Source organism: Bordetella genomosp. 13, assembly GCF_002119665.1.
Classification (GTDB): domain Bacteria; phylum Pseudomonadota; class Gammaproteobacteria; order Burkholderiales; family Burkholderiaceae_B; genus Bordetella.
The window spans coordinates 3,055,728-3,080,751 of record NZ_CP021111.1 but is presented as its reverse complement, the minus strand read 5'-3'; the positions used below and the strand labels follow the sequence as shown (position 1 = coordinate 3,080,751).

Genomic DNA, 25,024 nt, shown 5'->3' with positions numbered 1-25,024 from the left:
GGATAAAGTTTCATTGTGATCGTCATATTTCATGAATTCTTTCAGAAATATGTCGGTTGTCACGATTGAAATGCCTCTTTCCGGGGCGTTTGCGTCGTGCGGGCGGGCGCGCGGCGGCGGCGTTGCGGCGGGCGCTGGGGCATAATCGACGGCAGGCATCGTCACGGTGCACGGCGCCGGCGGGCCAGAGGAGCCGAACGATGATGAACGCAGTCCCCGGGCCTTCCGCGGTGCGCAGGCCCGATTTCCTTCCGTTCCAACCTTTTGACGAGGCGGGCGCGGCGGTAGATCGGTTGATCGAGATCTACACGCGCAATACCGCCTTCCTGCGGCAGGCATTCCAGGACGTGCTGGAGGGGCGGGCCATCTGCCGCGCGCGGGCATGCTATCCGGCGGTTCGCATCACTGTTGTCACCCACGACCTGGTGGACTCGCGGCTGTCGTATGGCCAGGTGGCCGAACCGGGCGCCTACCAGACCACCGTCACGCAACCGCTGCTGTTCCGCGACTACCTGGTGCGGCAGATAGGACTGCTGCTGCACAACCACGGCAACGTGGTCGAGGTCGGTGAATCCGACACGCCCATCCCGCTGCATTTCGCGTTTCCCGACGGCGCCTACGTCGAAGGGGAGCATCTGCAGAACATCGGCCGGCCGCTGCGCGACCTGTTCGACGTGCCCGACCTGGCGGTGACCGACGACGCCATCGTGAACGGCACCTGGCGCGGCCAGCCGGGCAAAGTGCGGCCGCTGGCGCCGTTCACGGCCACCCGGGTGGACTACTCGCTGCATCGGCTGCAGCACTACACCGCGACGGCGCCGACGCATTTCCAGAACTTCGTGCTGTTCACGAATTACCAGTTCTATGTGGACGAGTTCTGCGCGAGGGCGCGCGCCATGATGGCGGCGGGCGAGGGCGACTACGACGCGCTGGTCGAGCCGGGCAACCGCATCCTGCTGCGCGGCCAGCCCGAACCGTCCACGCCCGGACTGGCCCGGTTGCCGCAAATGCCGGCTTATCACCTGGTGCGGGCCGGGCATTCCGGGATCACGCTGGTCAACATCGGCGTGGGGCCGTCCAACGCCAAGACCATCACCGACCACATCGCCGTGCTGCGCCCCCATGCCTGGCTGATGCTGGGGCATTGCGCCGGCCTGCGCGATTCGCAGCGTCTCGGCGACTACGTGCTGGCCCACGGCTACGTGCGCGACGACCATGTGCTGGATGCCGACCTGCCGACCTGGGTGCCGGTGCCGCCGTTGGCGGAGGTGCAGGTGGCGCTGGAGCAGGCGGTGGAAGAGGTGGCCGGTCTGTCGGGCTGGGACCTGAAGCGCATCATGCGCACCGGCACCGTGGCCACCATCGACAATCGCAATTGGGAACTGCGGGACCAGGGCGAACTGGTGCAGCGCTTCGCGCAATCGCGGGCCATCGCCTTGGACATGGAGTCCGGCACCATCGCGGCCAATGGCTTCCGTTTCCGGGTGCCGTACGGCACGCTGCTGTGCGTGTCGGACAAGCCGCTGCATGGCGAGTTGAAGCTGCCCGGCATGGCCAGCGCTTTCTACCAGCGGCAGGTCAACCAGCATCTGGAAATCGGCATCCGCGCGCTGGAACTGCTGCGGGAGATGCCGCCCGAGCGCCTGCACTCCCGGAAGCTGCGCACCTTCATGGAGACGGCATTCCAATAGTGGGCGGTCGGTCTCCGATGTGGCATTAAAGTAGTTTTTGTACGAAAAATACTACTTTATTGCTATTTTTCTATCGCCGAATGTGGCAACATAGTAGTGGATCGATCATAAACACTACTTTGCTGCCATGAATACCATTCCAAGCCTGTCCGCCCAATTGAAGGCGCGTCTGGCAAGCCAGGGCTGGACGCAGGCGACCCTGCGCGAGGCCGCGGGCGTATCGCAGCGCACACTCACGAACGTGCTCAGCGGCGAGCAGGATTTCAAGATCAGCACGCTGCTGGCCCTGGCCGACCGCATGGGGCTGGACGTGGTGCTGGTGCCCAAGGGGGCGCGGGCCGCACTCGACGAGGGCGGCGCGGCCACCCCCGCGCGCATTCCCACCAGGGTGCAGCGGGCGCTGCGCCGGCTGCGCGGCGCCGATGACGACCAGGAGCCGCGATGAACCTCAGGGCGCTGGCCATCATGCTGGGAGCTCGGCGTGTCGGCGTATTGTTCCAGTACGCCATGCCTGGGGCCGAGGCCGTCACGCGCTTCGTCGCCGAGTCCGGCTATGCGCGCGACGCGGCCGCGCCGGTACTGTCGGCGGCGTACGTAGCCGACACCGTGGACGAGCAGGCCGCATTCTGGGCCGACGTGCGCGCCGAACCGCTCAATGGACGGCATTCCGCGCACAACGGGTGGCTGCTGCCCGCTTTCTTCCAGAATCTGCTGCCCGAGGGCGTGTTCCGCGACCATGTGGCGCGTCTGCGCGGGTGCGATCCCAAGGACCATTTCGAGATGCTGGCGGCCTGCGGCGCCGACCTGCCAGGCAACGTCTACGCGCGACCCGTCGAGCTCTCGCGCGATGAACTGGCGGTGTACGTCACGCAGAACCAGGACGCGCTGGAAATGACGGTGACCGCCGACCCGATGGAAGACGGCGTGTCGCTGTCGGGCGTGCAGCCCAAGGTGGGCGTGATCGCGGCGGGCGGGCGCTACGTCGGTCGCACGAAGGACCACGACACCCACATCATCGCCAAGCTGCCGGTGGTGGGGCAGCCTCTGCTGCCCGAGCTCGAGGCCCTGTCTCTGTCGCTGGCCCGGGCGGCGGGCGTCACGGTCTGCGAGGCCCGACTCGAGCCGCTGCGCAAGCTTCAGGTCGAACATGGATACGACCTGGGCGATGCCGGCGAAGACACGCATTTCCTGGCCGTGATCCGTTATGACCGCCAGGCGGGCACGCGCGTGCATTGCGAAGACTTCGCGCAGATCCTGGGCGCCATGCCCGAAGAGAAATACTCGGCGGCCAGCTACCTGGACGTGGCCGCCGCCATGCTGGCCTTTCCGTCGATGGGCGAGGACGCCGTGCACGAGCTGCTGCGCCGCATTGCCGTCAACGAGATGCTGGGCAATCCCGACATGCATCTGAAGAACCTGGGGGTCATCTATCCCGATGGTCGGGACCCGCGGCTGGCGCCGGCCTACGACGTGGTGGCCTATTCCGCATATCAGCCCTGTGCCGGCCACGCGCTGCGCATCGTGCCCGCGGGGCTGGAGCCGCGCGGCGCTCAAGCCGGCGGCGGACGCAAGCCCAGCCTCACGCCCGCCATGCTGCGCGTCTTCTGCGCCGAATTGGGGATCCCGGAAAAGCCGGCCTCGCGGGTCGTGCGCGAGTGCGCGAAGGCGGCCTGGCAGTCCTGGCCCGGCATGATCGAAAGCGCCACGCTGACGCCCCGGCAGCGCGCCAACCTGCAGGCGCATTTCATGGCGCAGCCCATGGTGCAGTCGGTGGCGCGTCGCGCCGCGGGCGCTTGAATGCGGACTACGCGATCATTGCCGGGTAGAGTTGCCTGCAACTGTCGCGCAGCGCGGCGGCGAACAGCCGCTCGGCGGCTCGCGGCGTCTCGTCGGCACGCGTGAACAGCGCGATGGGCGGCGGATTCCACGCGAAGGTGTAAGGCACCACCGCCACGCCGGCGACCCGCACCAGTTCCTCGGCGATGTCGGCGGGCAGGATGGAGATGGCGCGCTCGCTGGCGACGATCATCTCGCCGATCAGGCGCGGCGAGCCGCTTTCGGCCAGGGGCAGCGGGGCGGCGATGCCCGCGCCCAGGAAGATGTCGGTCAGTTGCGCGCGCATGCCGGTCTGCGGCGCGCCCAGTATCCAGTCCAGTTCGGCAAGCATGCGCCAGTCCATGCGCTGCCGCCCCAGGCGGGCCGCCAGCCGGCGGCTGGCGATCAGGCGCGGCGGCTGGCGGTACAGCATCTCGAAGCTCAGTTGCGCCAGGTCCAGTCCCGAGGTGGCCGGACCCACCACCAGGTCCAACGCATGGCCGCGCAACTGCGGCAGCAGGTCGGCCACCGCGCCTTCGTGCAGGGTAAGGGTCAGCCGGCGGCCGTCGGGCTGCGCCTGGTGTACCGCCGTGGCAAGAATGCGCCCCGGAATGAAGGGCGTGACGCCCACGTGCAGGTGGGCGGCGTGCCCCGAAGCGACCGCCTCCATGTCGTCGACCAGGCGCTGCAGGTCTTGCAGCATGGCCTGGGCGCGGGCCAGCACCACCTCGCCCAGGGCGGTGGGGGCCATGCCGCGCACCGAGCGGTCGAACAGCGGTGCGCCGAACATGGCTTCGAGCTCGGCCAGGGTGTTGGTCAGGGCGGGCTGGCTGATGGCCATGCGCTCGGCCGCGCGCGTCAGCGAGCCGTGCTGGCGGATCTGCAGCAGCAGCGCCAGGTGCCGCATCTTGAGGCGGGAGGCCAGGCGCCTGGCGGTCTCATCGGACTGAAAATCGGCCATGCGGGCAATGAGGAATAAGGTTTTTCTTATGGGAGCATAGCAAATCCGAATAATTGCCTTATGGCAGGCGCGTAGGATGTCACCGGTTCGTCATCTCACTTACACAATCGGTACGCAATGAACACGAATAACCGCCAGGCCGCCCTCGATTACCACGAATTTCCCAAGCCCGGGAAAATCTCGGTCAACGCCAGCAAGCCCCTGGTCACCCAGCGCGACCTGGCGCTGGCGTATACGCCCGGCGTGGCGGCTGCCTGCGAGGAAATCGTTGCCGAACCGATGGACGCGTTCCGCTACACCGGCCGCGGCAACCTGGTGGGGGTCATCACCAACGGCACGGCGGTGCTGGGGCTGGGCAACATCGGCGCGCTGGCGTCCAAGCCGGTGATGGAAGGCAAGGCGGTGCTGTTCAAGAAGTTCGCCGGCATCGACGTGTTCGACATCGAGATCAACGAATCCGATCCGGACAAGCTGGTGGACATCATCGCGGGACTGGAGCCCACGTTCGGCGGCATCAACCTCGAGGACATCAAGGCGCCGGAGTGCTTCACGGTCGAGCGCAAGCTGCGCGAGCGCATGAAGATCCCGGTGTTCCATGACGACCAGCACGGCACGGCCATCACGGTCTGTGCGGCCTTCATCAACGGCCTGAAGGTCGTGGGCAAGGACATCTCGCAGGTCAAGGTGGTCACGTCGGGCGCGGGCGCGGCGGCGCTGGCCTGCCTGGACCTGATGGTGGACCTGGGCCTGCCGCTGGAGCATGTGTGGGTGACCGACATCGAAGGCGTGGTCTACGAAGGCCGCACCACGCTCATGGATCCGGACAAGGCGCGCTACGCGAAGCGGACCGATGCGCGCAAGCTGGCCGAGGTGATCGAAGGCGCCGACGTGTTCCTGGGCCTGTCGGCCGGCGGCGTGCTCAAGCCCGAGATGGTGGCCAGGATGGCCGCGCAGCCGCTGATCCTGGCGCTGGCCAATCCCAATCCCGAGATCCTGCCGGAACTGGCGCATTCGGTGCGCGACGACGTGGTCATGGCCACGGGCCGTTCGGACTATCCGAACCAGGTCAACAACGTGCTGTGCTTTCCGTACATCTTCCGCGGCGCGCTGGACGTGGGGGCCACCACCATCACGCGCGAGATGGAGATGGCGGCGGTGTACGCCATTGCCGGCCTGGCGCAGGAAGAGCAGAACGAGGTGGTCGCCGCCGCGTACGGTACCTACGATCTGTGCTTCGGCCGTGAATATCTCATTCCCAAGCCCTTCGATCCGCGCCTGATCGTGCGCATCGCGCCGGCGGTGGCCCGTGCGGCCATGGAAGGCGGCGTGGCCACGCGGCCGCTGGCCGATCTCGACGCTTACGTCGAGCAGCTGCAGCAGTTCGTGTACCACTCGGGCGCCTTCATGAAACCGCTGTTCGGCGCGGCCAAGCGGCTGGTGCGCGAGGGCGCCAAGGCTCGCATCGTGTTCACCGAAGGCGAGGACGAGCGGGTGCTGCGCGCGGTGCAGGTGGTGGTGGACGAAGGCCTGGCCAAGCCCATCCTGGTGGGCCGCCCGTCGGTGCTGTCGGCGCGCATCGAGAAGTTCGGCCTGCGGCTGAGGCTGGGCCAGGACGTGGAAGTCACCAACCCGGAATACGACGAGCGCTTCCATCAGTACTGGACCACGTACTGGGAACTGATGTGCCGCCGCGGCATCACCAAGGAAATGGCGCGCGTCGAGATGCGCCGTCGCCTGACCTTGATCGGCGCGATGATGGTGCGGCTGGGTGACGCCGACGGCATGATCTGCGGCACGGTGGGCGCGTACCACGACCACCTGCGCTTCATCGACGAAGTGATCGGCAAGTGCCCCGGCGCCAACACCTACGCCGCGATGAACATCCTGCTGCTGGACGAGCGCACGGTGGCGCTGGTGGACACGCACGTCAACGACGACCCCACGGCCGAGCAGATCGCCGAATTCACCGTGGCCGCGGCCGACGAGATGCGGCGCCTGAACCTGGCGCCCAAGGTCGCGCTGCTGTCGCGCTCGAACTTCGGCACGGGAAACTGGACCTCGGGCACGAAGATGCGCCGCGTGCTCGAACTGGTGCGCGAGGCCGCGCCCGAACTCGAGATCGACGGCGAGATGCATGGCGACTGCGCGCTGGACGAGGCGCTGCGCCTGCGCATCCTGCCGTCGTCCACGCTCAAGGGCGAGGCCAACCTGCTGGTGTGCCCCAACGTCGATTCGGGCAACATCGCGTACAACCTGCTGAAGACCGCGGCCGGCGGCAACGTGGCCGTCGGCCCCTTCCTGCTGGGCGCCCGCGCGCCGGTCAGCATCCTGACCTCCAGCGCCACCGTGCGTCGCATCATCAACATGACCGCCTTGACGGTCGTCGACGCCAACACGCCGCGCTAAGGACGTGACATCCGGCTTGCCGGTCCTGCAGCGGCCCTCGTCCAGGTCGACCGGCCTGGTGCTGACAGGGGGCGGCGCGCGCGCCGCCTACCAGGTCGGCGTGCTGGCCGCCATTTTCGATATCCTGGATCCGGAGCAGCGGCCGGGCTTCGTCAATCCTTTCCCCATCATCTGCGGCACGTCGGCCGGCGCCATCAACGCCGCGGCGCTGGCGTGCCGCGCGCACACGCCGCAGCGGGCGGTGCGGCGCATGCGGCGCCTGTGGGAGACGCTGGAGACTTCGATGGTCTATCGCGCCGACGCCTCCAGCCTGGCGCGCACCGGCGTGCGCTGGCTGGGGCTGCTGTCGCTGGGCTGGATGATGTCCGGCAAGGCCGCCAAGCGCCCCAGGTCGCTGCTGGACAATACGCCGTTGGCCGAACTGCTGACGCGCGTGGTGAACCTGCATCGGCTGCAGGTCAATCTTCAGCGCGGCTTCGTATCGGCGCTGGCCGTCACCGCATCGGGCTACACCAGCGGCGAGCATCTGACGTTCTACCAGGCCGGCCGGCCCATCGAGCCGTGGCATCGCTTCCTGCGCCGGGCCGTGCCCACGCCCATCACCGTCGATCATTTGATGGCCTCCTCGGCGATTCCGTTCGTGTTCCCCGCCCGTGCGGTGCGGGTGCACGGCCAGGTCGAGTGGTGCGGCGACGGCTCGATGCGCCAGCTGGCGCCCATCAGTCCCGCCATCCATCTGGGCGCCGACCGCGTGCTGGTGATCGGCACCGGCTACCGCGACGATACGCATCCCGAAGATCGCACCGACGAACCGCCGTATCCCTCGCTGGCGCAGGTGGCGGGGCATGCCATGTCCAGCATCTTCCTGGACAGCCTTGCCGTGGACGTGGAACGCCTGGAACGTACCAACGCGCTGCTGGAGCATGCCATGCTGCCCAACGGGTCCGCCACGCGGCGCGTGGACGTGCTGACGCTCACGCCGAGTTGCTCGCTGGATCAGCTCGCGCTGGACCACCTCGATGACCTGCCGTCGGAGGCGCGCACGCTTTTCCGCGTGCTCGGCGTATCGTCCGAACCGGACAGTCCAGGGGGCGGCGCATTGATGTCCTACCTGCTGTTCGAAGCTGGATACACACGGCGATTGATCGAACTGGGTTATGCCGATACGATGCGGCGTATTGATGAAGTCGCCAGGTTTTTCGAGGAGGCCCGGGCATGACGCGGAATGGCCAATCTACTCTGCTGCGCCAGTTGCGACGTGGTGGTGCCATCGACCACGATGGCGTCGAAAAACAGGCCATGGTCGATGCCGCGCAAGAGCTCGGCATGACGCTGCAGGTGGCTGACTGCGACCGCGCGCGCAGCCGCTCGGCCGTGCTGCGGGCCATCGCCAAGGCGGTGGATTTTCCCGAGTATTTCGGCGGCAACCTCGATGCCCTCTACGACTGTCTGTGCGACACCGTGCTCGATCACAAGGAAGGCGTGGTGCTGTGGCTGTATCGGCTGCATTCGGGCGACCCCGCCCTGGCCGAAGATGCCGCCAGCATCGAGGGCGTGTGCGCCGACGCGGCGGAATTCGCGCGCGAGAACGGGCGCCTGTTCTGCTATGTGGTCGAGCATGCGGGACGCCATCCCGATCCCGAGCCCGGCGTGGCCGCGGCGCCCTACGGCGAGGCCTGAGCCGCCGACGACGCCTCAATCATTGAGCTACCAACCGAGCAGGGCCGTGGCGGCGGCGATCAGCGCCAGGCCCGCGGTCTCGGTGCGCAACACCCGCGGACCGAAGCGCACCGCCTGTACGCCGGCCTGCCGCGCGGCCTGAAGCTCGGCGTCCGACCATCCCCCCTCGGGGCCTACCAGCAATTCCAGATGCGCCGGCGCCGGCCGTACGGACAGGGCCGTGGCCAGCGTGTCGGCGGCCTCGGGATGGCACAGCAGGCGCAAGCCCTGCGGCGGCTGGCGCAGCCATTCGGCCAGGGCGCAGGGCGTGTCCACCTGCATCAGACGGTTGCGCCCGCATTGTTCCGCGGCGGACTGCGCGATGCGTCGCCAGTGCGCCAGCCGCTTGTCGGCCCGCGCGCCGGCCAGCTGCACCACGCTGCGCTGTGCGCTGATGGGCGCGACGCGCCCCGCGCCCAGCTCCACGGCCTTCTCGACCACCCAGTCCATTTTGTCGCCGCTGGGCAGGCCCTGCACCAGCGTGATGCCGCCTTTCAGCTCCGCCTCGCGCGGCAGCAACTCGCCCAGCTGCGCGCTGGCCTGGCGCCCGTCGACATGCAGTACCGCGGGGTATTCGCCGCCCGTTCCGTCGAACAGCACCAGTCCGTCGCCGTCGCGCAGCCGCAGCACGCGTACCGCGTGATGGGCCAGCGCTTCGGGCAGCGGCAGCAGCGCGCCGGAGGCCAGCGGAACGTCGCAGAAGAAGCGGGGAAGGGACATGGGCGGAATGCGGGACAGGGGGTCGTGGCGGGCAAGCCTACCATTTTGCCGTGCGCGGGGCGCGTCCCGCGGTCCGGCCGGGCCGTCCGCGCCCGGGTGCTAAAATCTTGAGCTTTTGCAGGCCTGCGCCTGGCGCCAGCCGCTGCGTTCAACCCGCTTCGATCAAGAGCCCGTCGAATGAGTCTTTCCTCCGCCCCCAACCCCTTGGCCGACGCCCTTCGCGTACTCGCGATGGACGCCGTGCAGCAAGCCAATTCCGGGCATCCCGGGGCGCCCATGGGCATGGCTGAAATCGCGCAGGCGCTCTGGACCCGAAACCTGCGCCACAACCCCGCCGATCCCGCCTGGGCCAACCGCGACCGCTTCGTGCTGTCCAACGGCCACGGCTCGATGCTGATCTACGCGCTGCTGCACCTCACCGGCTACGACCTGCCGCTCGACGAGATCAAGCAGTTCCGCCAGCTGCATTCCAAGACCCCAGGCCACCCCGAAGTGGGCATCACCCCGGGCGTGGAAACCACCACCGGCCCGCTGGGCCAGGGCCTGTCCAACGGCGTGGGCATGGCGCTGGCCGAAGCGCTGCTGGCCGCCGAGTTCAACAAGCCCGGCCACACCATCGTCGATCACAGTACATACGTGTTCGTGGGCGACGGCTGCCTGATGGAAGGCATCTCGCACGAAGTGTGCTCGCTGGCCGGCACGCTCAAGCTGTCCAAGCTGGTCGTGCTGTACGACGACAACGGCATCTCCATCGACGGCCACGTCGAACACTGGTTCGCCGACGACACCGCGGCGCGCTTCGAAAGCTACGGCTGGAACGTGGTGCGCGGCGTTGACGGCCACGACGTCGACGCGGTGGACGCCGCCATCAAGCAGGCGCGCGCGCAGTCGGCCAAGCCCACGCTCATCGTGTGCCGCACCGTCATCGGCAAGGGCTCGCCCAACAAGGCCGGCACGCACGACGTGCACGGCGCCCCGCTGGGCAAGGACGAGATCGCCGCCACGCGCGCCGCGCTGGGCTGGCACGGCGAACCCTTCTCCATTCCGCAAGAGGTCTACGACGGCTGGAATGCGCGCGAGTTCGGCGCCGAATCGCAGGCCGACTGGCAGGCCGCCTTCGACGCCTATGCCGCCGCCTATCCCGCCGAGGCCGCCGAGTTCACGCGCCGCATGCAGGGCGACCTGCCCAAGGGCTTCGCCGACAAGCTGCAGGCCTACGTGGCCGCCACCGTCGAAAAGGCCGAGACCGTGGCCTCGCGCAAGGCCTCGCAGTTCGCCATCGCCGCGCTGGCTGAGGTGCTGCCCGAGATGCTGGGCGGCTCGGCCGACCTGACCGGCTCGAACTTCACCGACTGGAAGGGCGTGGCCCCGGTGCGCGCCGGTGAAGGCGCCATCAACTTCGGCCGCCACATCAACTACGGCGTGCGCGAGTTCGGCATGGCCGCCGTCATGAACGGCGTGGCCCTGCACGGCGGCTACCTGCCGTTCGGCGGCACGTTCCTCACGTTCTCCGACTATTCCCGCAACGCCATCCGCATGGCCGCGCTGATGAAGCAGCGCGTGGTGCACGTGTTCACGCACGACTCCATCGGCCTGGGCGAAGACGGTCCCACGCACCAATCCATCGAGCACGCGGCCAGCCTGCGCCTCATTCCCAACCTGTCGGTCTGGCGTCCTTGCGACACCACGGAAACCGCGGTGGCATGGGGCTCGGCGGTAAGCCGTCCCGCCAGCATCGGCATGACGGTGCGCGACGGCGGCCCCACGGCGCTGCTGCTGTCGCGCCAGAACCTGCCCTTCGTGCCCCGCGACGCCGACACGGTGCAGGCCATCGCGCGCGGCGGCTACGTGCTGCGCGACGCCGAGGGCGCGCGCGCGGTCATCATCGCCACCGGCTCGGAAGTCGCGCTGGCGCTGGATGCGCAGGCGCAGCTGGCCAAGGAAGGCATCGCCGTGCGCGTGGTCTCCATGCCCAGCACCGACGTGTTCGACCGCCAGGACGCGGCCTGGAAGGCCTCGGTGCTGCCGAAGGGCCTGCCGCGCGTCGCGGTCGAGGCCGGCGTCACCGCCTTCTGGCACAAGTACGTGGGCCTGGAGGGCGCCGTGGTCGGCATCGACCGGTACGGCGAATCGGCCCCCGCGGGCGCGCTGTTCAAGTTCTTCGGTCTGACCGCCGACAAGGTGGCCGAGACCGTCAAGCAGGTTTTGCAATAAAACGAGGAGCTTCAGTCATGACCATTCGCGTTGCCATCAACGGGTACGGCCGCATCGGCCGCAATGTCCTGCGCGCTCACTACGAGGGCGGCAAGAAGCACGACATCGAGATCGTCGCCATCAACGACCTGGGCGATCCCAAGACCAATGCGCACCTGACGCGCTACGACACCGCCCACGGCAAGTTCCCGGGCACCGTCGAAGTCGACGGCGACTACATGGTCGTCAACGGCGACCGCATCCGCGTGCTGGCCAACCGCAATCCGGCCGAGCTGCCCTGGGGCGAGCTGAAGGTCGACGTGGTGCTCGAGTGCACGGGCTTTTTCACCACCAAGGAAAAGGCCGGCGCGCACCTGAAGGGCGGCGCCAAGAAGGTGGTCATCTCGGCCCCCGGCGGCAAGGACGTCGACGCCACCATCGTGTACGGCGTGAACCACGGCGTGCTGAAGGCGTCGGACACCGTCATCTCCAACGCCTCGTGCACCACCAACTGCCTGGCCCCGCTGGTCAAGCCGCTGAACGACAAGCTGGGCGTCGAGTCCGGCCTGATGACCACGGTGCACGCCTACACCAACGACCAGGTGCTCACCGACGTCTACCACGAAGACCTGCGCCGCGCGCGCTCGGCCACGCAAAGCATGATCCCCACCAAGACCGGCGCCGCCGCCGCGGTGGGCCTGGTGCTGCCCGAACTCAACGGCAAGCTGGACGGCTTCGCGATCCGCGTCCCGACCATCAACGTCTCCATCGTCGACCTGTCGTTCATCGCCAAGCGCGACACCACCGTCGAGGAAGTCAACAGCATCCTGAAGGCCGCCTCGGAAGGCGAACTGAAGGGCATCCTGGACTACAACACCGAACCCCTGGTCTCGGTGGACTTCAACCACAACCCGGCCTCCAGCACTTTCGACGCCACGCTGACGAAGGTGTCCGGCCGCCTGGTGAAGGTCTCGTCCTGGTACGACAACGAGTGGGGTTTCTCGAACCGCATGCTCGACACGACCGTGGCGCTGATGTCGGCCAAGTAATCGCCGCAGGGTTACGGCGTAGGGGCAGATTCGTTTTCCGCTTTCATGCGGGGAAGGGTCTGCCCTTTCTTATGGCCAGTTCTCATGTGCCGTGCGCCATGCTGGTTGCAGTATCGTGCGGGCGGACGATGGCGTTGTCGGGAAGTCATCGGTAGGTTGATTGGCGTTCTTGCGTGGGATTCGTGCTTGTGGGGAGGCATTCTGTGTTCTGAGGCGTCCTCTGCCTGTGCCATCGGGCCGCCCCGGCCAAGTCGGTCGGCTCGGGCGCGCCATCAGGCGCCCTCGGCCCCCTGCGGGGGCTGCCCTCCCTCCAATTGGCCGGAGCGGCCCGATGGCACAGGCAGAGGACTCAGAGCAGCGGCATGCGCGAGGCCGCGGCATGCGACGGTATGCGTGTTGTCCTCCGCATTACGCTGACGGCGGCCCAAGGCGTACGCGGCTTTGTGTAGTTGCAGCCTCTGTATGTCGTGCGTGGCCGCGCCGGCCAATTGGAGGAGGGGAAGTCCCCGAAGGGGACCGAGGGCGCCTGATGGCGCGCCCGAGCCCGACGACTTGGCCGGCGCGGCCACGCACGACATACAGAGGCGGTTCAAGAACTCAAAAACGCCCGGAAGCGAAGAGAAACCCCTGTCACAACAGAACCCTGCCACCATTCAGCCCGGCGCGGCGAAGAATTCCGCATTATCTATTTACATCGAAGAATCGAACAACCAGGAGCATCGATCAATGTCCAAAGTCAATACGCTGTCCGCGCTGGCCAAGGCCGGCCAACTGTCCGGCAAGCGCGTGTTCATCCGCGCCGACCTGAACGTGCCGTTCGACGATGCCGGCAACATCACCGAGGACACCCGCATCCGCGCGTCGGTGCCTGGCATCAAGCTGGCGCTGGATGCCGGCGCCGCCGTGATGGTCACCTCGCACCTGGGCCGTCCCACCGAGGGCACGCTGGGCGAGGGCGATACGCTGGCGCCCGTCGCCAAGCGCCTGTCCGAGGCGCTGGGCGCGCCCGTGACGCTGGTGCAGAACTGGGTTGACGGCGTCGACGTGGCGCCCGGCCAGGTCGTGCTGCTGGAGAACTGCCGCGTCAACGTCGGCGAGAAGAAGAACGACGAGGCCCTGTCCCGCAAGCTGGCGGCCCTGTGCGACGTCTACGTCAATGATGCCTTCGGCACCGCGCATCGCGCCGAGGCCACCACCCACGGCATCGCGCGCTTCGCGCCCGTGGCTTGCGCCGGTCCGCTGCTCGAGGCCGAACTGGACGCCCTGGGTCGCGCGCTGAACCAGCCCAAGCGTCCGCTGGTGGCCATCGTCGGCGGTTCCAAGGTGTCGACCAAGCTGTCCATCCTGCAGTCGCTGGCCGGCCAGGTCGACCAGCTGGTGGTGGGCGGCGGCATCGCCAACACCTTCATGCTGGCCGCCGGCCTGCCCATCGGCAAGTCGCTGGCCGAGCCCGAACAGGTCGAGCAGGCCCGCGCCGTGATCGACCTGATGGCCAAGCGCGGCGCCGCCGTTCCCATTCCGGTGGACGTGGTGTGCGCCAAGTCGTTCGGCGCCGATGCGCAGGCCACCGTCAAGGCCGCGGCCGACGTGGCCGAGGACGACATGATCCTGGACATCGGTCCCAAGACCGCCGCGCAACTGGCCGACGTGCTGAAGCAGGCCGGCAGCATCGTGTGGAACGGTCCGGTGGGCGTGTTCGAGTTCGACCAGTTCGCGCATGGCACCGAGGTGATCGCGCGCGCCATCGCCGACGCGGACGCGTTCTCGATCGCGGGCGGCGGCGACACGCTGGCCGCCATCGCCAAGTACGGCATCGGCGACCAGGTCGGCTACATCTCGACGGGCGGCGGCGCCTTCCTGGAATTCCTGGAGGGCAAGACCCTGCCTGCGGTGCAGGTGCTGCAGGAACGCGCCGCCTGAGTCGGCGGACGCGGCTCAGGCAGGGGCGGCAGCCCCTGCCGTGACTTCCCCGATCGCCCGCAGCGCCTCTGCCACGTCCAGGTTCCACACCGTGCGCGTGTCGTCGTAGTCGGGAATGAAACAGGTCGAGCGGTGCGACCTGGCCATCGCCACCACGGGCACCCGCAGCGCGGCCGCGATGTGCATGGGCCCCGAGTCGGGAGTCACCAGCACGCTGGCGCGTTCCAGCATGGCCGCGAACTCGCGCAGCGGCCGGGTGCGGCACAGCCGGCCGTGCGGCAGGGCCGCCAAAGCCTGCTCGATGCGCGGCGCCAGGGCCTGTTCCTCGGGGCCGACGAACACCACGAAGCGCCGCTGCCCGCCGTCCAGGCCACGGAACAGTTCGGCCCAGAACGAGGCCGGGCACACCTTGTCATCGTGGCCGCCCACGAACACCGCCACGAAAGGTTCCGTCCGTCCGTCCCGCGCCGTGGCCAGGCCCAGCGACTCGAGTTGCGCGGCGGCCTGGGACCTCTCTCGAGGGCACAGGACCAGTCGCGGACGGGCGGGGCAGCCCACCACGCCCAGGGCGCGCGAGAAGACCGAGGCGGTGTCGTAGGCGTGCGTCACGTCCTGGCGGACGTTCACGTCGTACCAGCACGCGTCCCCCTTGGGCTTGCCGATCACGTAGCGCGCGCCGATCGCGCGCGAGATCAAGAGGCCGGTCAGCGATCCGTCTTCCAGTTGCACGGCCAGGTCGTAGCGCCCGCGCCGCAGCTGCCGCAGCAGCGACACCATGCGCCACGGGCGCGAGATGGCGGCGCGCGACAGCGCGGCCACCGTGCCCACGGGCAGGTTCCGGAACACCGACGTGGTCTTGTCCGTGGCCAGGAAGTCGATGGTGGCGCCGGGGTACTTCAGCTGCAGCGGCTCGAGGATGGAAGTGCTGATGACCGCGTTGCCGATGCGGTAGTTCGGCCGGATGACGATGATGCGCGAAATACCGCGCAGCTCATCGATGTGTTTTTCGGTGCGGCTCGAGTCGCGAAAGGCCAGCAGTTCGAGCAGGCGGCGTTTGGTGGAGCGTTCTGCATGGCGGGCCGCCTTGCGGATGGCGCCGCCGGCCGCGAGGGCCTGGCGCATCAGGAAGTTGCCGCGCGCGGACGTGCTGCTGGGTACCATAGGCCGCCGATGATCTCATTCGTGTTCAGCGGTTGGCCGCCTGGGACGTCCAACCGTCGGGCCGAAGGCATTCCGGCCGGGCGCTGCCCGCTTCAGGCAGCTGCTCGAGTATGGCTGGCGTCTATGACAGGAAATGGCGCGGTCTTGCTATCTGCCGTTCTGGCGGCCGATGCACGCGGCGGGCGCAAAAAAACGCCTGGCCCCTCGCGGGGCCAGGCTGGGGTAAGCCGTTCTCGTCCGGGTGGCGTCAATCTTCCCGGGCGAGTACTGCTTGCACGGCTTTCTGCAAAGCCGGGTGGCGGCGCACATGGCCGTCCACCTCGGCTACGTACCTGTCATTCGCCCGCCAGCACATCGTTGCGCGCGGCGGCCTGCGCCACGAACGGCGTGTCGTTGGGTTCGACGTTGGACAGCTCGCCAGTCCGGCGGGCCTGGGCGGCCTCCGCCTGGACGTCGGCGCGGCTCGCGCCAGCCGAGGCCGAGGCGCCATACGCCGCCTGGAAGGGAACGTCGTTGGGCTCGACGTTCGTCACCAGCCCGGCAGCCTTGGCCTGAGCCAGTTCCGCCTGCACCTGGGCGCGGGTCAGGGCGCCGGGTTCGGATTGGCCGTACACGCCCTGGAACGGGACGTCGTTGGGTTCGATGTTCGAGCCGGCAAAAGCGCTGGCGCTCAGCAGGCCAGCGGACATCATCAGGGCAGCAGCAAGGGTCTTCATGATCGATCTCCTGGATTCGGTCTAGGGAGCGAAACCGGCGGAGGATTCCGTCGTTATCTGGGTTTTGTTTCGCGGTGAAGACATGGTGCGCCTGAGCGACCCTAGGAAAAACCCTTAGATGGGAAAATATTTTTCCATGAGTGGTGAAATGACAAATTATTAAGCCCCAGAGTTGCAGACTTGGCGTAATGGGTTGGGCAGTGGGCACCTGCTTGGCGGAAGCCCTATGCGCCAGTGCACGGATCTCCCCGAGCAAGCCGCGCGCATCGCATCAACGAAAAACCCCGCCGCGGAAAAGCCGGGCGGGGCGCGGATTCAGCGTGACGGGGGCTGGATCAGGTCTTGCTGCGGCGCGCGCTGCGCGCGCGTCCCGTCTTGGCGGCCGGCACTGTCCGGTCCGTTTTCTTCGCCACGGCCTTGTTCGCGGCAGCGCGCTTGGTGGGCGCCTTGCGCGCGGCGGCCGCCCGCTTGCGAGGCGTGGTCGGCGCCTGTTCGTCGTTGGCGCTTTCCAGGGGCTGCGTCGCCGAGGCACGCGCCACGGCCTTCGATTCCGCCGCGGGGGAGGTCTTCACGGGCAGGGCCTCGGCGGCCTGGGCCGCCGGCGCATCGGCGGGCGCCTGGGGACTGCGCCCGGCGCGGCGGCGTCCGGCGCGTTCGGCCTCGCGCGCGGCCGTTTCGAACAGCGCTTCCATCTCGCGCAGGCTGTTCTGGGCGCGCTCGCTGAGCGGCTGGGCGGCTTCCAGCACCTGCTTCATGTCGGCCAGGCTGGCGCGGATTTCCGCGGCGCTCGAGCGCTCCAGCAGCGTGGGCATGGCGCGCAGCGCGCCTTCCGCATCCAGGCGCATCACCAGCGCCTGTTCGCGCACCACGTCCTTGAACTGCTGCAGCGACAGCACGTGATCCTTCTCGGCGCGCATGCGGCGGATGCCGGCGAAGCTGCGCTCATCGATGCCGCCTTTGGCGCCGGCCACGTACAGCAGCATGCGGATGGCGGCTTCGCGCAGTCCGCCCACCGACATCAGCGAGCGCAGTTCGGCGTTGCGGTCTTCCATGAAGCTGCGGTGCTCGGGCGAGACGCCCGGATGGCGGCGCGGAGCGTCGGCCTTGGCGCCGAGCCCGGCCCAGTCCTGCACCAGCGGCGAACCGTACACGTTCATGAACAGCGCTTCCTGCGACCAGTCGCGCAGCTCCTGGTAGATCTCCAGGCTGGTCTCGATGGTCTTGGCCATCATCTGCTGCGCCAGCAGGAAAGGATTGTCGGGCGACACTTCCTGGCGATGCTCGCGCACCTGCTCGGCCACCTGCGCCACGGGCGCAATCATGGGGTTGCGGTCCGACATCAACTCGTACGGCAGGCGCAGCGGATGCATGCGCTGCATCCATTCCGCTGACTGCGGCGTGACCGTGGCCCGCACCCAGGGCTGCAGGAAGGTGCGATACAGGCCCAGGTTGATGTCCGAGATGCGCGCCACGGCAGCGAAGCGTCGATCGTCGTCCTGGCGCTGTTCCACGATGTCGCGCACGTCGTCCAGGCGACGGCCCTCGAACGACAACACATAGTCGCCCTGCACGAGGTCGGCGTTGATGGTCTCGGGTGTCTTGTCGGCGATCTCGGCCTGATAGATGCCGGGCGGCAGCACGTCGATCATGTCGATGTTGCTGGTGAACTCGTGGTGCTCTTTGCGCGCCACGCTGCCCGACACGAAGATGCCCAGGTGGCCGATGCTTTCATGCACGGCGTAGACGATGGTCTGGCCGTGGGCGCGCACTTCCTGGTCGTTTTGATACAGGTCGGTGATCCAGCCCAGCGCCTGCGGCGGCGGCGTGATGTTGTCGCCGCGCGAGCAGAACACGATGATGGGCGACCGGATGTTGCGCAGATCGATGCGGATGCCGTCGGAAGTGACCAGCCCCGCGGTGGCCAGGCGGTTGCCGATGAAAAGATTGTCGACGATGTACTGGATCTCGGGGCCGTTCAGATACACGTGCCCGCCCCACCATTTCTCGAAGCCCAGATAGCGGCGGGCTTCGGTGTCCACCTTCTCGTACAGGTTGTACTGCTTGGTCCACAGCGTGTTGGCCGGATTCAGGTTCTCGAAGTTCTGCACCAGCCAGGCGCCGTCGAACTTGCCCGCGCCCAGGTCGCTGGTCATGGCGGTGAGCCAGCTGCCGCCCAGAAGGCCGCCCGCATAGCGCATGGGATTCATGCCGCGCCAGCCCGCCCAGTACGACAGCGGGGCGCCCGCGATGATGATGGGGCCGAACAACTCGGGCCGCATCGCCGCCGTCATCATGATCTGCCAACCCGCCTGACAGTTGCCCACCGCCACGGGCTTGCCCTCGGCTTCGGGATGGCGCGCGATGATCTCTTCCATGAAGCGGGCCTCGGCGCGCATCACGTCTTCCACGGTCTGCGTGGGCATCGGATGCGGCAGGAAGCTGGCGAAGTAGCAGGGGTGGCCGGCTTGCACCGCCACGCCGATCTCGCTTTCCGGCTTGAAGCCGCCGATGCCGGGCCCGTGGCCCGCGCGCGGATCGACCACCAGGAAGGGACGCTTTTGCGGATCGACCTCCATGCCCTCGGGCGGCAGGATGCGCAGCAGGCCATAGTTGACCGGGCGTTCCAGCTCGCGGCCGTCCAGGATGAGCTCGGACTTCATGCTGAGCACGTTCGGCGCGCGCTTGGCGATGTGGCGGTGATACTGGTTGCCGCGCTGGCGCATCACGTCCGTGTACAGCACGCCGCGCTGCCAGGCATCGACGGCGTATTCGTAGGCCGCGGCCCACGGGTTGAAGGACAAGGTATGGAGTGGCGTGGGGGATTGATCGGCGGCGGATGCTGCCATGGCGATCTCCTCGTAGGGGACTTCCGGCCCGGTAGGCTGGCGCCGCCCGTCGCGGGCGGCAGGGCGATCTCGTCATTACACCGCATTGTATGTTGCAGTGCAACAACAGGATTATGACCATTCCTTGCCAAGCTTTGCGTTCAAAAAAAAGCAGGCCGGAAGTTTGTCAAGGCTTCCGCTAAAGAAAACGCCTGTCCGGCCGATAAGCTACGTAGCCGGGTAGTCATGGCCGTGTCGCATCGTTCGCAAATAGCGCGCCCCCGATGGTGACCAGCGCATGCCGGGATGCACGTCTTCGGCAGCGAAATCCTGCTCAGGATGGTTCAGCAACACTGGCCGCAGCCGTCGCTCGCGGCCCAGCGGGATACGCACGACATGGGTCACTCCCATAGCTTGTTCATCGATTCTTCCAGCGATGTGATGTACCTGCACGGCGCCCACAATCCCGGGCTCGTGCTGCTTTCGGTCCTTGTCGCGGTGCTTACCTCCGGCATGGCGCTGCAGACCGCGCACATCGCCCGCTCGGCCGATACGGTGCGCCACCGCAACCTGGCCATCGGCAGCGGCGCCATCGCGCTGGGCGGCGGCATCTGGACCATGCATTTCATCGGCATGCTGGCCTTCGAGCTGCCGACGCTGGTGATGTACAGCGCCTCGCTGACGCTGTTGTCCAGCCTGCCGGGTTTCGCCGCCGCATGGCTGGCCCTGCGCATCCTGTCCCGTCCCGACGTATCCGGCTGGCACCTGATGGGCGCGGGCGTGCTGGTGGGCCTGGGCATCGGCGCGATGCACTACAGCGGCATGGCGGCCATGCAGATGGTCGAGCTGCGCTATGAACCGCGCCTGTTCGCGCTGTCGCTGGTCGTCTCGGTGGCGCTGGCCACGCTGGCGCTGTGGATACGCTTCGGCCTGAATCGCACCAGCCTGGGACCCACGCGCCGGCTCGCGCTGGGCGGCATCGTGATGGGCCTGTCAATCTCCGGCATGCACTACACCGGAATGGCGGCCGCGCGCTTCACCGGCGAGCCGGGTACGCAGCAGCACCAGATCGCGCTGGATCCCGTGTTCGTGTCGCTGGCGTTGTCCACGTTCACGCTGACGGTGGCGGTCCTGGTCACGGCCGCCAATGGCTTGATCCGTTATCGTGACCTGTTCCGCAAGCTCAGCGAGAACGAATCGCGGCTGCATGCCATCGTCGACACGGTGGTCGACGCCGTGGTCACCATCGACAGCCGTGGCATCGTGCAGGCCTTCAACCGCTCGGCCACGCGCATCTTCGGCTGGGAGGCCAACGAGGTCATCGGCCGGAACGTGCGCATGCTGATGCCCGAGCCCGACCGTTCGCTGCACAACGACTACATCGACAACTACCGCTCTTCGGGCCAGCCCCGCATCATCGGCTCGGGCCGCGAGGTGACGGGGCAGCGCAAGGACGGCAGCCTGGTGCCGATACGGCTGGCGGTGGGGCAGGTCGAGCTGCGCGGCGAACCGCTGTTCGTCGGCATCATGACCGACATCACCGACCGCCACGCCATGGAGGCCTCGCTGCGCGAAGCGGCCGAGCAGGCGCGCCAGGCGGCCGAGGCCAAGAGCGCCTTCCTGGCCAACATGAGCCACGAGATCCGCACGCCGATGAACGCCATCATCGGCTTCACCGAACTGCTGCTCAAGGAAGACCTGACGGCGCTGCAGCGCAGCCACCTCGGCACCATCCGCCAGTCGTCGCGCTCGCTGCTGGCGCTGCTCAACGACATCCTGGACACCACCAAGCTCGAGAAGAATTCGCTGGAGCTGGAAAGCATCGATTTCTCGCTGAAGGAGCTGGCGGGCCACATCGAGGCCTCGATGTGCCTGAGCGCGCAGTCCAAGGGCCTGACGCTGGATACCGACTATCCGGACGGCATGCCGCAGTACTTCAAGGGAGACCCGCTGCGCGTGCAGCAGGTGCTGACCAACCTGATCGGCAATGCCATCAAGTTCACCGAACAGGGCCATGTGAGTGTGATCTTCCGCCACGAGGGCGGCCAGGTGCACGTGCAGGTGCGCGACAGCGGCATCGGCATGAGCCCCGAACAGCTGCAGACCATCTTCGCCCCGTTCTCGCAGGCGGACGCTTCGATCAGCCGCCGCTTCGGCGGCACGGGATTGGGCACCACCATCGCGCGCCAGCTGGTGGAACTGATGGGCGGCACGATAGACGTGGAAAGCACGCTGGGCGAGGGCAGCGTGTTCCACGTCCGCCTGCCCCTGCTGCCCGGCAGCAAGCCCGGCGCGCCGGCGCCCGAGGTCGGCACGGCATCGCTGCCGCCGCTGCGCATACTGATCGCGGACGACGTGCCGCAGAACGTGGAGCTGCTGAAGCTGATGCTGGAAGGACGCGGCCACCAGACGGCGACCGCCCGGGACGGCGACGAGGCGGTGGAAATGTATATGGCCCAGTCGTTCGACCTGGTGCTGATGGACATGCACATGCCGCGCACCGATGGCCTGCAGGCCACGCGCCGCATCCGTCAGTACGAGCAGGCCAGGTCGCTGCCGGCCATCCCCATCATCGCGCTCACCGCCAGCGTGATGGAGTCCGACCGCCGGTCGGCACGCGATGCGGGCATGAGCGGCTTCGCCACCAAGCCGCTGGATACGCCGCGCCTGCTCAACGAGATGGCGCGCGTGCTGGGCCATACCTCGGCCGGCGCCTACGGCGGCCGCCAGGCGGCGGGCATGGTCGCCAGCCACCGCACCCTGATCGACTGGACCTCGGGCGTCGCCTTGTGGGGCAACAAGGCCAGGCTGGCGCAGGCCTTGCAGACCTTCCTGGCCGAGGCGGCCATGCGACATCCGCTGCCCGCGGAGGACGCCGCCGAGATCGACTGGGACGCGACGCTGTTCAGCCTGCACGGGCTGCGCGGCGCCGCGGGCAATCTGGCGCTGCCGCAGGTCACCGAGCTGGCGGCCTCGCTGGAGGAAAGCATCAAGCTGGGTTCGCGCGACGACGTACGGCCGCGCCTGGCCGAGCTGCGTCGGCTGCTCGCCAGCGCGGCGGAGGAACTGCGCGGCTCCGGGGCGCTGGCCGCCAGCGTGCCCCCGCCGCAGCAGGCGGCGCCCAGCGAGGACCTGCAGGCGCAGCTGCGCGAGCTGATCGCCGGGCTGGAACGCAGCGAACTGCCCGCGCCCGCGCTCGACGCGGTCAGCCAGCATCTGCGCGCGCAGGGCCAGCATGCGCTGCACGACGCGCTGCATCACGCCATAGACACCTTCGATTTCCACAATGCCAGGCTGCTGTTGTCGCAGCTGCAGGCCGGCGGTTCGGCCGGAGCGGGCTCCGCATCATGAGAAAGATCGTCGACGCGCGCCCCACTCTGCTATTGGTGGACGACGAACCCACGAACCTGCAAGTGCTGCGCCACACGCTGCAGGACGACTATCGCCTGTTCTTCGCGCGCGACGGCCTGAAAGGGATGGAGCTGGCGCGCATGGAACAGCCCGACCTGATCCTGCTGGACGTCATGATGCCCGGCATCTCAGGGTACGAGGTCTGCGCCGCGCTGAAGCAGGACACCGCCACCGAGACCATACCGATCATCTTCGTCACCGCGCTGGCCAATACGATGGACGAGCAGTATGGCTTCGACCTGGGCGCGGTGGACTACATCACCAAGCCATACAGCCCGGCGATCGTGAAGGCGCGCGTGCGCAACCACCTGTCGCTGGTGCAGGTGCAGGTGCTGCGCGACACGCGGCTGCAGATCATCCAGCGGCTGGGCGCGGCGGCCGAGTACAAGGACAACGAGACCGGCCTGCACGTCATCCGCATGAGCCACTATGCAAAGGTGCTGGCGCTGGCGGCCGGTTACAGCGCCACGGCCGCCGAAGAGGTGCTGAACGCCGCGCCCATGCACGACATCGGCAAGATCGGCATTCCCGACGCCATTCTGAAGAAGCCGGGCAAGCTGACCGATGAAGAGTGGGTGGTGATGCGCCGGCATCCGATCATCGGCGGCAAGATCATCGGCGATCACCGGTCGGGCCTGTTGCGCATGGCCCGCATCATCGCCGAGGGCCATCACGAGAAGTGGGACGGCACCGGTTATCCGCGCGGGCTGCGCGGTGAACAGATCCCGCACGTGGCGCGCATCGTCGCGCTGGCCGACGTGTTCGACGCGCTGACCAGCGAGCGCCCGTACAAGGCCGCCTGGCCGGTGGACGAGGCGGTCGCCCACATCGTCAAGGAAAGCGGCACGCACTTCGATCCCGAACTGGTGCCCCTGTTCGTCGAGTGCCTACCCGAGCTGCTGGCGATCCGCGACCAGTGGGTCGACACGGACGCCAGCCGGATCCCGCTGTTCTGATCCGGCGCCCTGGCGCTGGCGGCCGTCGTCGCCGCCGACGTGGGGCAGCCACAGGTTGAGCAGCCAGCCGTTGGCCATCGAGGTTTCCTCGACCCGGTATACGCTGCCGTCGTGCATGGCCTGCAGGAAGCTGCGATGCGGCTCGCGCCTGCGTCGGGTGTCGGCGATGGACAGCCAGGTGCGCACGCTGGGCATGTCGATGCGCGGGCCGCAACGCAGCCGGTGGCAGTTGTGCATGATGTCCGCGAAAGTGCGCGCCGAGGGCGGCACGCAATACAGCCGGCGGAACGCCTCGTTGGCCCAGGCCAGCCGGTCGGACGGATCGAAGATCGCGGCGGCGATGCCGCCCAATTCAAGACCCACCATCAGGCGCCGTTCCAGCGGCAGCAGCGGCTGCATGGCCGCGCCGAGCGCGTCGGCCTGATCGGACTCGTCTTCGCTCTCGTCCCCCGCCACCGCCACGCGGTTGCGGCCCTGGTCCTTCGCGCGATAGAGCGCCGCGTCGGCCTGCTTCACCCAGGCGGTATGGCTTTCCAGTTCGGGCGCCAGGCTGGCGATGCCGATGCTGATCGTCACGCGCCGTTCCTCCAGCAGGGGCTCGTCGTGCAGGTTCTGCTGCAGCCGCTTCATGAAGCGGCTGGCGTCGCGCGCGGTGGTGTGCGGCATCAGCACCACGAATTCCTCGCCGCCGTAGCGGCCGGGCGTGTCCGAGTTGCGCAGGCTCATGCGCAGGCGCTTGCCGAAGCGGCGGATCGCCTTGTCGCCCACGGGATGGCCGAGGTCGTCGTTGATGCGCTTGAAATGATCGAAGTCGATCAACACCAGCGTGGCCGGCTCGCCGTGGCGCAGATAGCGCTGGTACTCGGCGTGGATCACCGCGTCCATGTGGCGGCGATTGTGCAGACCGGACAGCGGATCGTGCAGGCTCAGCTGCGACAGGTCTTCGCGCTGTTCGCGCAGCTCATCCAGCGCCCGGTATGCGACGCGCCCGGCGACCGGCGGATACAACAGCAGCAGGGGCAGGCAGGCCCAGATCTGTTCGGGAGACGAGACCGGCAGCCAATGGAGCCCGAACACGAGCAGGCCGGCAAGCGCGCCGGCGGCGTGCAGCCCCAGCCCGCGCAGGAATTGCCGCCAGCCGCCGGCGATCATGCTGTCCATCAGCAGCAGGGCCAGCATCAGGATGGCGGGCAGCGCATTGAAGGCAATGGCGGCGGTCCACATGCCCGCCCCGAAATGATCCACGAGCAGGTGCCGGCGATTGGCGTCGGCAGGCGGCGCGGCGCGTCGCGACAGCCGCCAGGCGAGGTACGGCCACAGAAAAGCGTGCAGCGCCGGGCCGATCCAGTACCACAGGGGCGCGTCGTGCTGCAGCAGCACCGCGCCCACCGCCGGAAACATGAGCCCCAGCGCCAGCGCCCGAGAAGGGTAGCTGCCACGTAAGAAGCTCTCCCATGCCTTGCTCGTCAGGACAGGCACGC

The 25,024-nt window shown here is 67.9% G+C and carries 17 protein-coding genes; 11 read left to right on the top strand and 6 right to left on the bottom strand.

The features are described 5' to 3' along the window. Nucleotides 1-200: 200 nt before the first annotated feature. The 3 genes from CAL15_RS13825 (at nucleotide 201) to CAL15_RS13815 (ending at nucleotide 3,488) form a co-directional block, all read left to right on the top strand. Entirely contained in the window at nucleotides 201-1,691 is a 1,491-nt protein-coding gene (locus tag CAL15_RS13825) for an AMP nucleosidase (RefSeq protein ID WP_420042506.1), read from the top strand. A gap of 127 nt (nucleotides 1,692-1,818) precedes the next feature. Beyond that, a complete protein-coding gene (locus tag CAL15_RS13820; RefSeq protein ID WP_086079130.1) occupies nucleotides 1,819-2,136 on the top strand; it encodes a helix-turn-helix domain-containing protein in 318 nt (105 codons plus the stop codon). After that, on the top strand, nucleotides 2,133-3,488 hold the full coding sequence (locus CAL15_RS13815; RefSeq protein WP_086079129.1) for a type II toxin-antitoxin system HipA family toxin: 1,356 nt from the start codon (nucleotides 2,133-2,135) through the stop codon (nucleotides 3,486-3,488). Before CAL15_RS13820 ends, CAL15_RS13815 begins: the two co-directional genes overlap by 4 nt. Before the next feature lie 7 nt (nucleotides 3,489-3,495). Here CAL15_RS13815 and CAL15_RS13810 read toward each other — a convergent pair whose 3' ends face one another. Continuing rightward, on the bottom strand, nucleotides 3,496-4,467 hold the full coding sequence (locus tag CAL15_RS13810; RefSeq protein ID WP_086079128.1) for a LysR family transcriptional regulator: 972 nt from the start codon (nucleotides 4,465-4,467) through the stop codon (nucleotides 3,496-3,498). 117 nt (nucleotides 4,468-4,584) lie between these two features. Between CAL15_RS13810 and CAL15_RS13805 the strand changes: the two genes are divergently transcribed. The 3 genes from CAL15_RS13805 (at nucleotide 4,585) to CAL15_RS13795 (ending at nucleotide 8,553) form a co-directional block, all read left to right on the top strand. Next, nucleotides 4,585-6,873 carry an NADP-dependent malic enzyme gene (locus CAL15_RS13805; RefSeq protein ID WP_086079127.1) on the top strand — a complete coding sequence of 763 codons (2,289 nt, stop codon included), beginning with the start codon at nucleotides 4,585-4,587 and terminating at the stop codon, nucleotides 6,871-6,873. A 61-nt stretch (nucleotides 6,874-6,934) separates the two neighbouring features. Beyond that, nucleotides 6,935-8,092, top strand: a complete 1,158-nt coding sequence (locus tag CAL15_RS13800; protein ID WP_086081088.1) for a patatin-like phospholipase family protein — start codon at nucleotides 6,935-6,937, stop codon at nucleotides 8,090-8,092. Continuing rightward, a complete protein-coding gene (locus CAL15_RS13795; protein WP_086079126.1) occupies nucleotides 8,089-8,553 on the top strand; it encodes a barstar family protein in 465 nt (154 codons plus the stop codon). Before CAL15_RS13800 ends, CAL15_RS13795 begins: the two co-directional genes overlap by 4 nt. Before the next feature lie 27 nt (nucleotides 8,554-8,580). Here the strand turns inward: CAL15_RS13795 and CAL15_RS13790 are convergent, their stop codons facing one another. After that, complete coding sequence (locus CAL15_RS13790) at nucleotides 8,581-9,312, bottom strand: 16S rRNA (uracil(1498)-N(3))-methyltransferase (protein WP_086079125.1); 732 nt, start codon at nucleotides 9,310-9,312, stop codon at nucleotides 8,581-8,583. 177 nt (nucleotides 9,313-9,489) lie between these two features. On the opposite strand from CAL15_RS13790, the gene tkt reads away from it, so the two are divergent. The 3 genes from tkt (at nucleotide 9,490) to CAL15_RS13775 (ending at nucleotide 14,474) form a co-directional block, all read left to right on the top strand. Beyond that, entirely contained in the window at nucleotides 9,490-11,526 is a 2,037-nt protein-coding gene (tkt, locus tag CAL15_RS13785) for a transketolase (protein WP_086079124.1), read from the top strand. 17 nt (nucleotides 11,527-11,543) lie between these two features. Further along, the gene (gene gap, locus CAL15_RS13780; protein WP_086079123.1) at nucleotides 11,544-12,554 is read left to right on the top strand and encodes a type I glyceraldehyde-3-phosphate dehydrogenase; all 1,011 of its coding nucleotides are present in this window, start codon (nucleotides 11,544-11,546) and stop codon (nucleotides 12,552-12,554) included. 726 nt (nucleotides 12,555-13,280) lie between these two features. After that, on the top strand, nucleotides 13,281-14,474 hold the full coding sequence (locus CAL15_RS13775) for a phosphoglycerate kinase (protein ID WP_086079122.1): 1,194 nt from the start codon (nucleotides 13,281-13,283) through the stop codon (nucleotides 14,472-14,474). Nucleotides 14,475-14,489: 15 nt separating this feature from the next. Here the strand turns inward: CAL15_RS13775 and CAL15_RS13770 are convergent, their stop codons facing one another. The 3 genes from CAL15_RS13770 to CAL15_RS13760 all read right to left on the bottom strand — a co-directional run bounded on the left by CAL15_RS13770 (nucleotide 14,490) and on the right by CAL15_RS13760 (nucleotide 19,197). Beyond that, on the bottom strand, nucleotides 14,490-15,635 hold the full coding sequence (locus tag CAL15_RS13770; protein WP_086079121.1) for a glycosyltransferase family 9 protein: 1,146 nt from the start codon (nucleotides 15,633-15,635) through the stop codon (nucleotides 14,490-14,492). A gap of 335 nt (nucleotides 15,636-15,970) precedes the next feature. Continuing rightward, nucleotides 15,971-16,351 (bottom strand): DUF4148 domain-containing protein, encoded by a 381-nt coding sequence (locus CAL15_RS13765; RefSeq protein WP_086079120.1) that lies wholly within the window; start codon nucleotides 16,349-16,351, stop codon nucleotides 15,971-15,973. Nucleotides 16,352-16,686: 335 nt separating this feature from the next. Continuing rightward, the gene (locus tag CAL15_RS13760) at nucleotides 16,687-19,197 is read right to left on the bottom strand and encodes a DUF3141 domain-containing protein (protein ID WP_086079119.1); all 2,511 of its coding nucleotides are present in this window, start codon (nucleotides 19,195-19,197) and stop codon (nucleotides 16,687-16,689) included. A gap of 375 nt (nucleotides 19,198-19,572) precedes the next feature. Here CAL15_RS13760 and CAL15_RS13755 point away from each other — a divergent pair, with 375 nt between their 5' ends. After that, the gene (locus CAL15_RS13755; RefSeq protein WP_198299053.1) at nucleotides 19,573-22,527 is read left to right on the top strand and encodes an MHYT domain-containing protein; all 2,955 of its coding nucleotides are present in this window, start codon (nucleotides 19,573-19,575) and stop codon (nucleotides 22,525-22,527) included. Beyond that, on the top strand, nucleotides 22,524-23,543 hold the full coding sequence (locus CAL15_RS13750) for a response regulator (RefSeq protein ID WP_086079118.1): 1,020 nt from the start codon (nucleotides 22,524-22,526) through the stop codon (nucleotides 23,541-23,543). The genes CAL15_RS13755 and CAL15_RS13750 overlap by 4 nt, the downstream gene beginning before the upstream one ends. Here the strand turns inward: CAL15_RS13750 and CAL15_RS13745 are convergent. After that, nucleotides 23,475-24,944, bottom strand: coding sequence for a diguanylate cyclase (locus tag CAL15_RS13745; RefSeq protein WP_086079117.1), 1,470 nt, complete (start codon nucleotides 24,942-24,944; stop codon nucleotides 23,475-23,477). The genes CAL15_RS13750 and CAL15_RS13745 overlap by 69 nt on opposite strands. Nucleotides 24,945-25,024 lie beyond the last annotated feature (80 nt).